This is a genomic window from Staphylococcus sp. HMSC063A07 (genome assembly GCF_001836955.1).
In the GTDB taxonomy this organism is placed as follows: Bacteria; Bacillota; Bacilli; order Staphylococcales; family Staphylococcaceae; genus Staphylococcus; species Staphylococcus lugdunensis.
In genome coordinates this window covers 80,165-96,109 of sequence record NZ_KV830929.1, presented here as the reverse complement: position 1 = coordinate 96,109, position 15,945 = coordinate 80,165, and the positions used below count along the sequence as shown (strand labels likewise).

General features: G+C 33.4%; 13 protein-coding genes. 5 read left to right on the top strand and 8 right to left on the bottom strand.

Annotation, left to right across the window (positions count from 1 at the left end):
* Positions 1-116: 116 nt before the first annotated feature.
* From HMPREF2597_RS08840 to HMPREF2597_RS08820, 5 genes are all read right to left on the bottom strand, one after another.
* Positions 117-1,115 carry a D-lactate dehydrogenase gene (locus HMPREF2597_RS08840; RefSeq protein ID WP_002478584.1) on the bottom strand — a complete coding sequence of 333 codons (999 nt, stop codon included), beginning with the start codon at positions 1,113-1,115 and terminating at the stop codon, positions 117-119.
* A 16-nt stretch (positions 1,116-1,131) separates the two neighbouring features.
* Positions 1,132-2,295, bottom strand: coding sequence for an aminotransferase class I/II-fold pyridoxal phosphate-dependent enzyme (locus HMPREF2597_RS08835; protein ID WP_172952960.1), 1,164 nt, complete (start codon positions 2,293-2,295; stop codon positions 1,132-1,134).
* A 640-nt stretch (positions 2,296-2,935) separates the two neighbouring features.
* Positions 2,936-4,744, bottom strand: a complete 1,809-nt coding sequence (locus HMPREF2597_RS08830; protein ID WP_012990709.1) for an acyltransferase family protein — start codon at positions 4,742-4,744, stop codon at positions 2,936-2,938.
* A gap of 300 nt (positions 4,745-5,044) precedes the next feature.
* The gene (locus tag HMPREF2597_RS08825; protein WP_002460510.1) at positions 5,045-5,746 is read right to left on the bottom strand and encodes a transglycosylase SLT domain-containing protein; all 702 of its coding nucleotides are present in this window, start codon (positions 5,744-5,746) and stop codon (positions 5,045-5,047) included.
* A 544-nt stretch (positions 5,747-6,290) separates the two neighbouring features.
* Positions 6,291-7,712 (bottom strand): polyphosphate--AMP phosphotransferase, encoded by a 1,422-nt coding sequence (locus tag HMPREF2597_RS08820; RefSeq protein ID WP_002478581.1) that lies wholly within the window; start codon positions 7,710-7,712, stop codon positions 6,291-6,293.
* 143 nt (positions 7,713-7,855) lie between these two features.
* Between HMPREF2597_RS08820 and HMPREF2597_RS08815 the strand changes: the two genes are divergently transcribed.
* Positions 7,856-8,212 carry a DUF488 domain-containing protein gene (locus HMPREF2597_RS08815; RefSeq protein WP_002478580.1) on the top strand — a complete coding sequence of 119 codons (357 nt, stop codon included), beginning with the start codon at positions 7,856-7,858 and terminating at the stop codon, positions 8,210-8,212.
* Positions 8,213-8,247: 35 nt separating this feature from the next.
* On the opposite strand, the gene HMPREF2597_RS08810 is transcribed toward HMPREF2597_RS08815, so the two are convergent.
* The 3 genes from HMPREF2597_RS08810 to HMPREF2597_RS08800 form a co-directional block, all read right to left on the bottom strand.
* Positions 8,248-9,303: a PTS sugar transporter subunit IIC gene (locus HMPREF2597_RS08810; RefSeq protein ID WP_002460513.1), complete on the bottom strand. Its 1,056-nt coding sequence runs from the start codon at positions 9,301-9,303 to the stop codon at positions 8,248-8,250.
* 541 nt (positions 9,304-9,844) lie between these two features.
* Positions 9,845-11,230, bottom strand: a complete 1,386-nt coding sequence (locus HMPREF2597_RS08805) for an amino acid permease (protein ID WP_002478579.1) — start codon at positions 11,228-11,230, stop codon at positions 9,845-9,847.
* A gap of 78 nt (positions 11,231-11,308) precedes the next feature.
* On the bottom strand, positions 11,309-11,932 hold the full coding sequence (locus HMPREF2597_RS08800) for a TetR/AcrR family transcriptional regulator (protein ID WP_002460516.1): 624 nt from the start codon (positions 11,930-11,932) through the stop codon (positions 11,309-11,311).
* 138 nt (positions 11,933-12,070) lie between these two features.
* Here HMPREF2597_RS08800 and HMPREF2597_RS08795 point away from each other — a divergent pair, with 138 nt between their 5' ends.
* The 4 genes from HMPREF2597_RS08795 to HMPREF2597_RS08780 all read left to right on the top strand — a co-directional run bounded on the left by HMPREF2597_RS08795 (position 12,071) and on the right by HMPREF2597_RS08780 (position 15,679).
* Positions 12,071-13,588, top strand: a complete 1,518-nt coding sequence (locus HMPREF2597_RS08795) for an MDR family MFS transporter (RefSeq protein ID WP_002460517.1) — start codon at positions 12,071-12,073, stop codon at positions 13,586-13,588.
* Entirely contained in the window at positions 13,589-14,329 is a 741-nt protein-coding gene (locus tag HMPREF2597_RS08790; protein ID WP_070817274.1) for a DUF4811 domain-containing protein, read from the top strand.
* 85 nt (positions 14,330-14,414) lie between these two features.
* A complete protein-coding gene (locus HMPREF2597_RS08785) occupies positions 14,415-14,981 on the top strand; it encodes a TetR/AcrR family transcriptional regulator (protein WP_002460519.1) in 567 nt (188 codons plus the stop codon).
* A 455-nt stretch (positions 14,982-15,436) separates the two neighbouring features.
* Positions 15,437-15,679 (top strand): DUF896 domain-containing protein, encoded by a 243-nt coding sequence (locus HMPREF2597_RS08780; protein ID WP_002478577.1) that lies wholly within the window; start codon positions 15,437-15,439, stop codon positions 15,677-15,679.
* Positions 15,680-15,945 lie beyond the last annotated feature (266 nt).

Here is a 15,945-nt window from a genome sequence, read left to right as displayed (position 1 = left end):
TCTTTTCGAAAGCCTCTTTGTTGGGGCCCCTTTCAGCTTGTTCTGTTTGCTCGAGAGTCTCTTTTTAAAATAAGGTATTTTTGTTTCATTTAATAAACGTTTTAATTGTATTATTATTAATTTACGCGTAAATGAGTAGTTCCGGTATTTAAGACATCTAATGTTGCATCTAACGCATCAACAATAAGGTTTTTAACTGCTGCATCAGTGTAAAATGCGATATGAGGCGTTAAAATAATATCTTCACGTTCAATTAGTTCATCCAGTAATGCATCATTGAGTTCTTGACCTTGATGGTTAATTGGGAAGACACCTCGTTCGTATTCATAAGTATCTAAAGCAGCACCTTTAATGTGCTGTGAATCAATATTTGATAATAAGGCTTTTGTATCAACGAGTGATCCACGAGCCGCATTAATAAATACTGCACCTTGTTTAAATTGTTTAAATAAATCGTCATTAAATAAATGATGATTATATTTTGTAGCTGGCACATGGATTGTTACAATATCTGCTTGACCAACAGCTTCTTCCAATGTTTCGGTATATGTAACATACTCAGCAACATGTTCATTTGGAAATGGATCATAAGCTACCACCTTGCTACCGTATCCCTTAGCAAATATTTCTGCCGCACGACCACCAATTCGTCCTGTACCAATAACCGCTACTGTTAAATCACGAATAGAACGTGATAAAATACTTGGTTGCCATCGAAAATCATATTGACGTACATTGTTTTGAATTTGGTTGGCATTTCTAATAAGATTAATCGCTTGTGTCACTGCAAATTCAGCAATTGACGTAGGTGAATATGATGGCACATTAGATACAATTAAATCGTACTTAGTAGCTAATTCTAAATCAAAGCCATCATATCCTGCACTACGTTGTGCAATTTGTTTAATCCCAAATTCATGGAGCTTAGCATATATGTTTTCCGATAAAGGTAGCATTTGTGATAACGATAAACCATCAAAACCTTTTACGGTATCTACATTTTCTTCGGTGAGCTGTGCAGTATCTAAATCTACTTCAACATCATTATTTCGTGCCCAATCTTCAATAAAAGGGATATCTTCTTCACGTACTGTCATGATTTTAATTTTCGTCATTCGAATTCCTCACATTCTAATTATTATTGGTATATAAATGCGTCAACGTTGCTAAACGTTGTGCTGCCTCTTCAAGTAATTGATCATCTAATGCTAAAGATATACGTACATAGTGCTTACCATTTTGACCAAATGGAATACCAGGTGCCACCAAAATAGACAATTCTTGTAATAAAAATTGTTCAAATGTCTCACTATCATATCCTGGGGGTGTATGCAACCATTCATAAATACCACCTTTTGATGATACAAATGGCAAGTGTGCTTCAAGTAATTGTTGTTCAAAATAATTTCTACGACGCTTAAATGTTTCATTTTGTTGATCTAAAAAGTCATCATAGTTATTTAGTGCATAGGTAGCAGCATCTTGTAATGCGCCAAACATCCCTGCATTCGTATGCGTTTGATACTTTTTAAGCGCTTGAATCATCTCTTTATTTCCTACTGCAAAACCAACACGGAAACCAGACATATTATAGCCTTTAGATAGAGAGAATATTTCAATTGCAACATCCTTACCATGTTCAGATGCTAATATACTTGGGTTTTTAGCGTCAAAACCAAAGGCACTATATGCAAAGTCATGAACAATTTTCGTCTTAGTATCCTTAAATTGATTTATCGCTGCATCAAATACAGCTTTTGTTGCAGTTGAACCAGTGGGATTATTTGGATAAGTTAAATAGACAAGTGCTGTATTTTCTAAAATATGTGGTTCTACTTTATCCCATTCAGGTAGATAATGTGGTGGTTCTAAATTTAATGGAACGGGGTTTGCATCTGCAAGCATAACGCCCGCCAAGTAATCCGTATAACCAGGGTCAGGAAGCAAAACATGCTCTCCAGGATTTACAACACATGCAGGTAAGGCCACTAAGCCGTTTTTAGTGCCATACAAGATACACACTTCATCTTCTGGATCTAATAACACATCATAATGTCTATGATAAAAATCAACGATAGCTTGTCTAAATGAGGCTTTACCATGAAAAGCACCATATTTTTGATTTTCTGGGATACTTACGGCTTGCGCAAAACAATCCACAATCCCTTTAGGTGTTTCCCCGTCAGGGATACCTACTGCCATATTAATCAATGGTAACGGGCCATGTTCTATTTTACGTCCCATCGTTTTCCCAAAATAGCTATCTGGTATGCTATCAAGTCTTTGAGAAATAATCATAAGTAAACCTCCTTAAAAAACTCTATCCTACTTAATTTAGTCATATATCACATCTTTGTCTAATCTCTACATTTCAATGTTCCACTTAATATATACATTCTATTGTAATTGAGTGAATAATGTCAATATTCTAACAATTTATGGGTTATGTACTTTATTAGCAAAACATAACACATTATGGGACATAAATATAACGGAAATTAAAACGGCAAAGCCCTTTCTTTGAGTATAGTTAATACAATATCATTTGAAAGTATTAAAACTGGCATTTCTATTTGTAGCGTATATGAGTGCGTCACGTTATCTTTTTTCATAAGGCAATTTGTTTAATGAAGTTTATTCATAGATGCGAAAGTATCTTAACTTTTTCAAAACATAATGTACAATCATATTTAAATAGGCCATATCTTGGCGAGAATAAAACAATATGACGAGACCCCAACAAAGAGAAATGAGAAAAGTATTTCAACAAACAAAGCAAGCTGTCCTTAAGCAAGTGAGCCAATAATACAAAGCATTGTAAATAAAGAAGCCAGCAAATGAATTTGCAAGAAACGCATTTACTGGCTAAATTTTTAGAATTTATGTTCAGTGGTTATATGACTTAGTTGATATTTATCTCTACCGAAATAAATTATTATTTATTTTTCTCTTTTTCTGTTTGTTCAATGGTTTTTATAATTTCATTTGATAAGGCTTTACATCCACTATACTCTAAATGAATGCCGTCATAAGCAAAGTACTCTTGATGTCCTGCTGAAGCGCTATACCAGTCAACTAAATGTACATTCTTTTTATTTTTAGTTATATCTTTCATTAACTTATTATTATTTTGTTGATAATCTCTTGGCACACGTGTATTAACTAAATAAATATCAGCCTGACCAAATGCATCAACCAATTCTTTAAGTTGATCTTTAGTAAACTCACCATTCGTACCTAATTCCAATACCACAATTTGTCCTTTTTTATTATATTGTTGGTATTTTCCTTTAGCTAAAGGCGCAGCTTCAATTAACTGACGTCCAACTTTACCATCTATATTAGCGTTTGGTACTTTATCGGCGAATACTTCTCCGATGTCAACCATCACTGAATCTCCTAATAACAATGGTGAAGATTTTTTAATATTAAACTTAGTCTGTCCTTTATTTTGATCCGGCTGTGGTTTCGGCTGCTTTTTATGATTAGTATTAAAAGAAGTCTTTTTCGAATGTTGTTTTGCTTCGTGTTCTTTACCTAAACTATCAAATACACCAGTAAACGCTATTAACGTTGGAATTAAAAATACTAAAATGAGTACTGTTCTGATGATACGTTTGACATGTTTTGGGTTGAATGTAAATGCTTTGAACCCCTTTTTTCTGATTGGATTTTCTATAAATTGATATGAAAATTCAGCCATGACAAACATTAATATAACTTCAATGATGTAGACATATGCAGGAATTTGACCTTGTACATAATAACTATTCATTAAAACAATAATTGGAAAATGCCATAAGTATAAACTATATGATCGCTTTCCAATATAAGTAAATAATTTAAAGCTGAGCAGTTTCGCTAATATAGATGATGGGTGCACTGCACTGGCAATAATAAATAATGTCATGGCAGAAATTAAATAGAACCCGCCTTGATAAATCCATTTATCTTGGTCACTAATAATGAAGAAAAAGCTGACTAATAAAATAAAGGCAATAATTCCAGATAAATTTATACCTAAGTAGGACATTTTATATTTTGTCTTTTTAAGTCCAAATGGGTTCCACACAAACGCAAGAATACAGCCTAGCAATAGCGTTTGTAACCGTGTATCTGTACCAAAGTACACGCGAGAACTATCCCCTGTCACACCAAAAATAATTGCCATCGTTACCAAAGATAATAGAGAGACAATCCATAATATAAGTGTGATTTTTTGCGGTTTAAAACGTTTAAACAAGAAGAAAACCACAATTGGATAAAAGACATAAAATTGTTCTTCTATAGCTAATGACCACAAATGTTTCAATGGAGCTATCGCAAATTGATTAAAGTAATCAACATTTTGTGATATATACCACCAATTGGAAACATACAAAAATGCTGCTATAGCATCTTTTTTGATTTCAATGATTAAATCCGGTTTAAAGAGCAATATAAAGACAAGTACGGCAGACACCATAAAATACACTGCTGGAATAAGCCTTTTTATTCGTCTAATCCAAAATGCCCTTAAATCAATTGTACCTGTTCGATAATATTCAATGATTAATAAGCTTGTAATTAAATAGCCTGAAATAACAAAGAATGTGTCAACACCTAAGAATCCACCACTAAGCCATTGGGGATTAAGATGATAGATAATGATACCTAACACTGCAATGGCTCTAAGGCCGTCTAGTCCAGGCATATATCTTAACTTGTAGTTCCGATCAATACGTCTTAAATCTTTTTTCAACAATAGCCACTCCCACAACTTAAATGTTCACAATTTTCACAATACACCATGTTAATTTTTTTGGATATTGTTTGTAGATATTATATTCCCAGTAGAAAAATACTATTAACATTCATATTTATATTTGATTATGTAGTGCATCTACTAATATGAACGAATACTGTACCATTATAGCAAAGTTTTATTAAATTGATGACATTTTTATTGTGACAATGTTGTAAGAATATTTAAGTACGTAAAAAAACACCCCAAAGCATAGGCTTTGAAGTGTTTTTTTAAGTTTATATTGTAGTAATGTTTATCTTACATTCCCCAAGCAGATAAACCTTGAGCTTTGTATGCTCTAACTGCAGCATTGATTTGATCGTTTACTGTAGCAGTTGAACCCCAACCTGGCATAGTTTGGAATAAACCTGAAGCACCAGAAGCATTACGTGCATTTGCTTGACCATTAGATTCACGTGCAATGATTGCAGACCATGTTGATGCTGGAACGCCAGTACGTTGAGCCATAATTGCTGCTGCTGAAGAACCAGTAGCACCTGCAGTGTTTCCGTTAGATAATCTTACTGAACTGCTGTAGCTTGAAGTAGCTGGAGCTGAGTAAGAAGTTGTTGATGTTTGGTAGCTTGATCTTGGTGCAGAAACTGCTTGTACATTTGTGTTGCTAGCTTGTGCATTTGAACTAACTGCTTGTGTAGAACCTTCAGTGTAGCCTTGAGTTGAAGGTTGGCTGTCTGCTTCACCTGTGTAGATATATTTCCAAGTAAAGTTTTGACCATTTGAAGTGAATGTATATCTAAAACCATCTTTCACGAAAGAAAAATCATATGCGCCAGCTTTTACTGGGTGTGCATTTAATTCTGATGGATTATGTTGTGCTAAGTTAGCTAATTGATCATAGTTAGTAGTTTCAGCTGCGTGAGCTTCATGACCTGAAGTTAATGCATAACCTGTTACTCCTAAAGTTACTGCTAATGATGATGCTAATACTGTCTTTTTCATAATAATAAATTCCTCCAAAAATTTGTTGTATATTTTCGTTTACTGTTCTCTAATGTTCTAAAAAACGTATTGAGTTGTTACCTCAAATTCATGTTTAACTTTTGACACTAGAAACTATAACATAAAATTTGGCGATTTATATTACACCTATCTTACAAAAAATTACAATAATAGACATCATTTGTAATGTTGAAACATAATTGTCTTTCAATGTAACACACAATTTCGTATCTATAAGTAAAAAATTTCATCTTAAACCCTTGATTTACAATAGAATATTAAAAAATTTACACATGGATGACACCACCTGAATTATTACAAATTGCAGCTCTGTTACAAATATGTAATACATTACACATATTTATCTATTTATAAAAATAGGGAGCGGGACAGAATTCATTATGAATTCGTAGTCCCGCTCCGGCAAGGTTGACTAGGATTGAAAAAAGCTTGGTATAAGCGTATTTTTAGTCCAGTCAACTGCTGCCAATATAGAGTTCACAACTTAAAACATAATGATGTCCCAGTCTCCTATAACTTTATATCAATGTTTAACTCCCCAAAGTGCGTGTTCACATTGTTGAATAATATATTGCATTACTTTCAATCTAGATGTTTTCTTATGATCTGCTGGAATAACATACCATGGTGCATGGTCTGTATCCGTGCGTTTAATCATGTCCACACTCGCTTCTAAGTACAAATCCCATTTGTCACGGTTACGCCAATCTTCACTGGTAATTTTCCACTGTTTGTTCACGTTATTCTCTCTATCTTTGAATCGTTTAAGTTGTTCTTTTTTATCCAAAGTCAAGAAAAATTTAAGTACAATAGCACCCTCATCCGTCCACATCTTTTCAAAAGCATTGATTTCATCATAAGCGCGTTGCCATTCCTTCGTTGTTGCAAAGCCTTCTACACGTTCAACAAGTACCCTACCATACCAACTGCGGTCAAACATTTCAATATGCCCTGTACGAGGCATTTCTTTAGCAAAACGCCATAAATAATGATGTTGTAGCTCTACGTCTGTAGGTGCACTTATACCATTAACCTCATATCCTGTAGGGTCTAACTTTTCTCTAATTCTTTTGATATTCCCCCCTTTTCCTGCAGCATCCATACCTTCAAATACTAATATCAAAGGAATTTTTCTATCATATAAAGCAAATTGTAGTTCACGTAATCGTTTTTGTAAGTCAACAACTTGCGATTTATATTCTTTTTTAGACACTTTATCAAGTGTTTGATTAAAAAAGTCTGTCGTATAATCTGATGTAAATAACCCGTCATAATTGTGCGATTGTCGTTGATGTTTCTTAATTGCCTTTTCTAAACGTTTAATAATATGCTCATACATCTTCTCTATAGCATGTTGACGCTCTGTATAATCAATCACTTTCCAATCTTTATCTCGTTCAATAAAACCATGCATATCTCTTAAATAAATATCACTATCTAGAACTTTCTCATATTCTTGTACTTTCCATTGCATTAATGGATTATTATTCGTTTGTCGAATATGTTCTTGGCGTTTCTCTTCATTTATTTCAATAAAGAACTTAATGATTTCATAATGATCTTGTATAAGCATCTTTTCAAAAGAATGAATTTGAGATTCTAACACTTCATAGTTAGGGTATTGTAATGATTTAATAGCATTTTCTCTATAATCTAAATAATGTGAATACCAGCTACGGAAGTAAACATTAATACCCCCTTTTTTCGGTAAGCTATTCCAATATTTTTGTAGAAATTGATATCTCAAGTCATTTTCTTTTGGAGATTGCGTTGTAATAAAGCGTGTATATTTAGCGTCAAAATTTAATAATAGTTCATTTGATAAACGTGTCTTTCCTGATGCTGGAACACCTTCAAATAATATCATCACTGGAATACCTAATTCATGAGTTTGTCGCGTTAATTTCGCAGCTTTCAGTGCAAGTGTTTCGATATTTTTGACCATGTGTGTCATCCTTTACTTATTAAATATTAATGCACAGGCATGCATTATTTGTTACTTATTACTATACGCTATCTGTCAGCGTTTTTACATATGCTTTATAACATCTATTTCAGGGAACATATGTAATATGGAGGAGATTTACTATGACTGTTAAAATTGCACGTATTTATGATGATCCTATCCCAGAGGGTAAAAGAATTCTTGTCGATAGAGTGTGGCCTCGAGGCATCTCCAAAGCACACGCACAACTTGATGAATGGTTGAAAGACATTGCTCCTAGTACAGCATTACGACAATGGTTTAATCATCAAGATGACTTATTTAAACAATTTAAAGAAAAATATAAAAAAGAGTTACAAGATAATGATGAACAAGCACAGGCGTTTAATAAGCTTAAACATATAATAGAAGAAAGTCATCAAGATGTCATCCTGCTCTATGCCGCAAAAAATACCAAATATAATCAAGCCATAGTACTACAAGAACTATGTACAAAATAAAAGTCACAGAACTCTCGGAGCCTGTGACTTTAACTTTATCCTAGGAATTTAAAGATATTTGAATCATATAACTTCAATACTCTTCTAAATAGAATATCTAAAGCATATGCAACTGCTAATGGAACAATAAAGAAAGCTAAAACAATCAAACCTAAACTAATCCATGCAGAATCAACATGTAAGAATTTGAAAGCACTGATAGGTCCTATCATACCGATAAAACCAAATCCTGCAGATTCTTTTGTTCCGGCAATACCAATCAAACTTCCTACAACACCTGATATTGCAGCATTCACTAATATAGGAAGCATGATAATTGGATAACGAACCATATTTGGCATCATCATTTTGACACCACCAAAGAAGATTGAAATCGGTACAGCAACACGATTCACTCTACTTGTGCCTATAAGTAATACTGCTTCTGTCGCAGAGATACCTATTGATGCCGAACCTGCTGCAAGTCCTGTGATACCAATCGCTATCGCAATGGCTACCGTTGATAATGGCGAAATGATAATGAAACTAAATACCATCGAAATCAACATACACATTAATATAGGTTGTAATTCGGTAAAGCTGTTTACCATATCACCAATAGCTGTAGTAATTAAATGTACATAAGGTAATATTAGTACCCCAACAAATGCTGATAAACCACCAACAACTGTTGGATAAACGATTAATGCCATACTGCCAACACGTTTTTCTATTAATAAAATAAATAAAACTGTAATTGCAGCCGTAATCATTGTATTGATTAAATCACCAATGCCGGCAATAACCCAAACGCCATGTTTAAATTGTGCGGCACCGCTACCAACGTATGAGGCACTTGCTACAACAGCAATTGCTAAAGGTGTCATATTAAATTTCAATGCGATTAACGCACCTATTAAAGCTGGTACAGTAAACTGAAGTGCTTGCACCACATGTAATAATATGGCAAATATTGGCGAATACTGCATTAAATATTTTAAAATCTCACCTAAAATGGCATTGGGCACTAAACCAACGACGATTCCAATGGCTACCCCGGATAGTACTCTAAAGGTGAAATCTTTTACTCCTATCTTTCTAATTGTTGTCATAAAATTACCTCCTGCTGTGTCTCTGACACATCTCTATATGTTGTATTGTCATTCATGCTGATGAATTCTATATATTTAGCAGTTCACCAATGTTTTAAATGATAAAATTATAATAACACATGTTCTGAATTTTCAGAATATTAAATTTAAAAATTTTCAAAATAGACATAAACAGTGCCAAATTTATGCATTTATATACCAGAATTTTTATCAAGATAACGAAATCATCAATTATAAGAGGAACGTCGTCTTGTTATGAAATACATGGCATATTATTGCTAAAAAATAGGGAGCGGGACAGCATTCATTATGAATTCGTAGTCCCGCTCCCTTCTTTATTTACAATGCTACGTATTGTTGATTCACTTGCTAATAGAACCGTTTTAGCCACCCAACTTGCTGTGCTTGTGGAATTTCTTGTCGAAATTCTCTCTGTTGGGGCCACCCCAACTTGCGTTGTCCGTTGGCTTTCTTTTCGAAAGCCTCTTTGTTGGGGCCCCGGTATTCTAATCTTTCAAGTGTCTTGCTAAAGTATGTTGTATTAATATTTGACTTTATTAGGATTGTATTCCTGATTTTTTGTCTCTTTGCGATAGCGTAGATACATTAAGCATAGGATACCCAACCAAACTGGGGATAATAAAACTGCCCAACGTGTTGTGTTGCTAATAAGTAGAACGATAAAAATAAATGCGAAAAATATGAGTATTCCAGTAGCCATAAATTTTCCGCCTGGCATTTTATAATTACTTTGCTTATGCAACTCTGGGTTATGCTTTAAGAAACCTAAATAAGACATCACTATAATCGCCCATATAATAATATTTAAAATCGTAGAGAATGTCGTAATTGACACAAACACTTTGGTCGCATCTTTATAAATATAATTTAAAATAACAGAGATGCTAAGCAAGCCACATGTAATGAGGATGGCATAATATGGCACACCATTACGATTCGTCTTATGTAAAAATGGTGGTGCCTGTTTGCGTCCAGATAAGCCAAACATCGTTCTACTATTTGCAAATATTCCGCTATTACAAGATGATGCAGCGGCTGTTAATACAACAAAATTTATGATTCCTGCAGCAAAAGGTATACCAACCAAACCAAATACCTTAACATAAGGGCTATCTGCCGGGTTAAGTTTATCCCAAGGAACAACCGCCATAATCACTGCTAAAGAGCCAATATAAAATAATAATATTCTAAGTGGCACATTATTAATCGCTTGTGGAATCGTTTTATGTGGATTTTGTGTTTCTCCCGCAGTAATACCAATCAATTCAATACCAATGAATGAAAAGATTGCCATTTGGAATGACATAAAGAAACCAGAGGCACCATTAGGAAAGAAACCACCATGACTCCAAATATGTGTCACGTTAGCTGTACCATATGGCGTTTTAAAAGCGAAAACCACCATTACAATTCCAACAGTAATCAAGGCAACAATGGTTACCACTTTAATAATAGCTAACCAAAATTCCAGCTCACCAAACAACTTAGCGCTGAATAAATTTAATGTTACAAGTATTAAAATCGTAAAAGCAGCAGTAATCCAGTTTGGAATTTGTGGATACCAGAATTGTACATACTTTGCTACTGCAGTTACTTCGGCCATTCCCGAGATGATCCACGTAAACCAATACGTCCACCCCACCATAAAGCCAGCTAGTGGACCAAGATGATGATGTGCAATATCAGCAAACGATTTAAAACCTAAATTCGACAGTAGCATTTCTCCCATTGCTCTCATAAACATAAATAATACAAAACCTACAACAGCGTATGTTAATAATATTGATGGTCCTGCTAGGTGAACCGATTCACCTGATCCCAAGAATAAACCTGTTCCAATTGCCCCACCAATTGCAATTAATTGAATATGCCTATTACTTAACTCTCTCTGAAGCTTATCAGCCATGATTTCCCTCTTCTCCATCCCCTAAATTATGAACTATGTAATTAGTGTCATAATAATTGTTGGTATCATAGCATAGCTCTAATTTTCACTCTTTTTAATTTTTATTTGAGCACTTTTTAATTCCTTTACATTTATATTCAATGCATTGATTAAACCTTGATGATAAACTGCTGTAATCATTTGAGCAATTTCTTCTTCACTTACTTTATCTTTATATTGCGCCCAATATTCAAAAGTTTGAATAATTATAGCTATCAGATACTCCTTTCCTAACTCTAACCTAACATTCGAACTTTGAAACATTTTATTTAAGAAATCGAGTCGCTGTGACACAATTTTTCTAATCTTCATTTTAAAACTCAAAACCCCTACATTTGTTAAAAGTACTCTTAATACTTCACTATAGCGATCTAAAGCGTTGAATAATTTAATTATATTATCAGTGTCGAAAATTTCAGTTTTGTCGTCCATCAAGAACTCGACCTCCCTTTCATTTCTAATAAATTGAAGGATTTGATCTTCGATTTCAGAGAGTAATTCATATTTATCATCGTAATATCTATAGAAAGTACTTCTAGTAACATATGCCTCTGAGACAATGTCATTAACTGTAATTTCCTCAAAATTTTGCTGTCCCAATAACTTTATCAGTGCCTCTTTAAGTAAACGTTGCGTTTGTTCTATTTTTCTATTATATGCCATAGTCTCATCCTTTCTTTATATTCAATATAATACATTTTAAGACGCAGTGTGTCATTTTATACAATATAGTTTATTTTGTTCTCCTTTTTCTCTAAAAAAGTTGTTACATTAATCCAATAACTTCAAAGGAGGAATATTATGTCAGAGAATATTAATACTCAATTTGATTTAGATGAACACGGTAAATCTTATAGTAAATTTATGGTAATGTTTGTTATATTACTTGCGACGTTTGCGGGAGCTTTAATGCAAACGTCACTAGGGACAGCATTACCAACATTAATGAAGGATTTTGATATAGATTTTAGTACGGCACAACAAGCTACTACATGGTTCCTATTAGCTAACGGTATCATGGTCCCTTTGTCAGCCTACTTAGCTACGCGTTTTTCAACTAAGTGGTTACATGTCATTGCATATGCCATTCTCTTAGTAGGCTTAATTCTAACTGCGATTGCACCTTCCAACAGTGATTCATGGAACATATTTTTAACTGGTCGCATTGTTACTGCCATTGCCGTTGGTTTGATGTTACCTTTAATGCAAATCATTATTATTAATATGTTCCCACCTAATAAACGTGGTGGTGCTATGGGTCTTAGTGGTTTAGCAGTTGGTTTAGCTCCAGCACTTGGTCCCACATTTGCAGGTTGGATTTTAAATAAAGACCACGTTATTTTAGGTCTAACAATTAGTGACTCTTGGCGTAATATCTTTGTTTTTCCAATCATCATTGTCGCCATTGCCTTTATATTAAGTTTCTTTTTTATGAAAGATGTAATCCCAAATAGAAAGATTAAATTAGACATATTATCACTGATTTTATCTTGTATAGGATTTGGGCTATTTTTATGGGGATTTTCCAATGTTTCGACAGAGGGATGGCGTAGTTTCAATTATGTAATTTTACCGCTCATTTTAAGCTTGATTATCATCGCTTGGTTTGGTTTCAGACAGTTTAAATTGGATGACCCATTTTTAGATTTACGTGTTTTTAAATCTTCAGGTTTTGTAATTGCAACAATTGGCCTTATTGTAGTCACAATGGCAATGTATGGCGTGGAAATGATGTTGCCTACGTACCTACAAAATATTCATGGTTTTTCACCATTTGAATCTGGTTTGACCTTACTTGCTGGTGCCTTAATGTTAGGTTTTATCTCACCAATTTCAGGCTCACTTTATAATAAAATAGGTATCAAACGTCTGACATTTGTAGGATTTTTAATTTTAACATTAGCATCTTTACCGTTTGGCTTCTTATCAGATACCACTTCACCTTCACTTATATTAGTGCTCTACTCTATTAGAATGTTTGGCGTGGCATTAATGATGATGCCTTTAACAACAAATGCTATGGATGCTTTACCGACAAAAATGGGTACACATGGTACTGCTGCAAATAACACTGCAAGACAAGTGGCATCTTCAATTGCCGTTGCATTACTTACATCTATAACACAAAACATAATCAACAATAATATGCCAACAAAAAGTTTAAAAGATGCTAATCCACTTCAATATGCTGCACATGCTCAACAAGCCTCTATTGATGGTTTTAATACATCATTTTTAATCGGTGTTGCGTTTGCAGTGATTGGTTTAATCATCGTACCTTTCTTAAAAATGTATCATTCAGAAAGTGAGGAAAAATAAATGATTATATTAATTATCTTAACAATAGCTCTATTCGCATCATGGTTACTCATTCCTCAAAAGTTAAGTCGCTATATCATTGGTTCAATAGTTACTTTCCTATTTGTTGTTCAAATCATAGGTATTGTAGCGAATATGACACATCATTTTGGTATGCAACAAGAAACGATTCACGAATCGGAAAAACGTATTTATTCAGCTGCGAATTCAAAATCACCAGCACAGATGCTTATAGCAAATGAAATTGGAAACAATTCTAACAATTATGTCATGGTATATAAAGATAACAAAGATGATACTAAAGCTACGGCTCATTTTAAACCAAAGACTACAAAAGAAGATATATCTGAATCTACTAAAAAACAGGCTTATTATGAAACATCTAATGACGATAATGCTACGTTAAAAAATACAAAAGAATATTGGGTATGGAAAAATAAATACTATCGCTATTTATTTGATTTTGGTAAAGAAGATAAAGAACTTATTAAAGAAACATCAGTTGTGACTGTTCCAGATGATACGTGGGTAGTACTTAATGCACAAGAAGCTAAAAAATTACAAAAACAACAATCAAAACTAACTAAGAATTTTCAAAAAAAGGCTAAAGAAGCTATTCAAAATAAAATAATCACATATAAAAAAGAACATCCTAAAGCATCCGATAAAACAATAAAAGCTATTGCAGAGAAGGAACAAAAACGGTATATTACACAACAAATTAAAGATATGATGAAATAAAATCGATAAGCTTGAATTTTGACAACGCTCCACTTTCAGATGATAATTTAGTATAAAGTTATTTTTGACAAGGGAGGTGCTAAATGTGCCTACAACCAAAGTTGATCCACGTATTTTACGTACTAAAAAGTTGCTAGTAGAATCTTTTCAACAAGTGTCTCGCGAGAAAAAGATGTCTCAAATCACTGTAAAAGATATTACCGAACGTGCAACGGTAAATCGTGCCACATTTTATGCTCATTTTACCGATAAATATGACATTTTAGATTACACTTTATCTGTCACGATTCTAAAAGATTTAAATGATGCTTTAACGATTTCTGAAATTGTTAATGCGTCGGTTATCTCCAATCTGTTTATCACTATCGCACAATACATGATTGAAGTACAGGACTCATGCAAGATGAACAGTGAAACATTTTGTAATCAAGCGCATAAACGCATTCATAATGAATTGGAAGATATTTTTACGATTATGCTGCGTAACAGTTATCCACAGCAAGACATTGATGTTCTTGCTAGTAGCGCAAGCTTTTTAACTGCTGGCTTATGTGGACTTGTTAGACATTGGCTTGATACAAGCCAACTTTCTGCCGACGACTTTATTGACAAGAATCTTCCTTTTCTACTCCATCACATCACACATCTTTAATTAAGTAAAAGCGTCAAGAACATAAACGTTTCTAAAAGACTGAAGCTATCCTTTAGCAAGACAAGCGTGCGAATTATTGAAAATAGAAGAAGCGCAAAGAGTTTTTTAATTAAAAATCCTCTTTGTGCTTTTATTTTGAGATTTTTATCCCAACCTGTTCTTTTATATTTTATTTACGAATGCTATACAACACCTTTAGGTATATGTCGTTTAAGCTACAAATGATATAAGCATGAAAGTTGCACATTGTTTCCTTCACATGTATAGTATATCTAAACAACATATGTCGTTTAGATTATAAGTGTTGTTTTTTAGTAAAAGTATATGAGGCACGAACACAAATCATATTTTTTAAGATTCACAAATAATGAGCAAGATTTAATAAATCTTATTGAAGAAATAAGCATTCTTATTGTGCCACATTTTACAACACATACAAATTAGGAGGACAAATAATGAACAATTTATTAGAAAGAATTAATCAATTAGCAAACAAAGAAAAAATACAAACACTTAGTATAGAAGAAAAACAAGAGCAACAAGCTTTAAGACAAGATTATTTAGCCATGATTAGAGGACAAGTTCTTCATACATTTTCTACTATGAAAGTTCTAGACCCTCTTGGCCAAGATGTTACACCTGATAAAGTATATGATCTCAGAGAACAATACGACAATATTCAAGAAAATGAATCATAGGGAATGAATAATCTATAGCAAACCTAATATAATAAAATACAAACTGAGACATAACTCTTAAGATGATGGGAGCGTGACAGAATTTATTATGAATTCGTAGTACCGCTCCCATTTTTATATTCAACACTACATATTTTACTTTCATGTTCCTAGGGATGGCGTCTCAGATGTATCACTATAAATACGTCGCATTTATATGTAATTTCACATCAACATACTTTTAAAAAATAAGGCCCTTTCGTATCATTTAATAAATATCACTAAAC

What these genes read in the sequence shown, in the direction of transcription:
- HMPREF2597_RS08840 (WP_002478584.1), bottom strand. Translation starts at nt 1,115, where the DNA reads ATGACGAAAATTAAAATCATGACAGTACGTGAAGAAGATATCCCTTTT.
- HMPREF2597_RS08810 (WP_002460513.1), bottom strand. Translation starts at nt 9,303, where the DNA reads ATGACAACAATTAGAAAGATAGGAGTAAAAGATTTCACCTTTAGAGTA.
- HMPREF2597_RS08790 (WP_070817274.1), top strand. Translation starts at nt 13,589, where the DNA reads ATGATTATATTAATTATCTTAACAATAGCTCTATTCGCATCATGGTTA.
- HMPREF2597_RS08825 (WP_002460510.1), bottom strand. Translation starts at nt 5,746, where the DNA reads ATGAAAAAGACAGTATTAGCATCATCATTAGCAGTAACTTTAGGAGTA.
- HMPREF2597_RS08815 (WP_002478580.1), top strand. Translation starts at nt 7,856, where the DNA reads ATGACTGTTAAAATTGCACGTATTTATGATGATCCTATCCCAGAGGGT.
- HMPREF2597_RS08780 (WP_002478577.1), top strand. Translation starts at nt 15,437, where the DNA reads ATGAACAATTTATTAGAAAGAATTAATCAATTAGCAAACAAAGAAAAA.
- HMPREF2597_RS08795 (WP_002460517.1), top strand. Translation starts at nt 12,071, where the DNA reads ATGTCAGAGAATATTAATACTCAATTTGATTTAGATGAACACGGTAAA.
- HMPREF2597_RS08805 (WP_002478579.1), bottom strand. Translation starts at nt 11,230, where the DNA reads ATGGCTGATAAGCTTCAGAGAGAGTTAAGTAATAGGCATATTCAATTA.
- HMPREF2597_RS08820 (WP_002478581.1), bottom strand. Translation starts at nt 7,712, where the DNA reads ATGGTCAAAAATATCGAAACACTTGCACTGAAAGCTGCGAAATTAACG.
- HMPREF2597_RS08800 (WP_002460516.1), bottom strand. Translation starts at nt 11,932, where the DNA reads ATGGCATATAATAGAAAAATAGAACAAACGCAACGTTTACTTAAAGAG.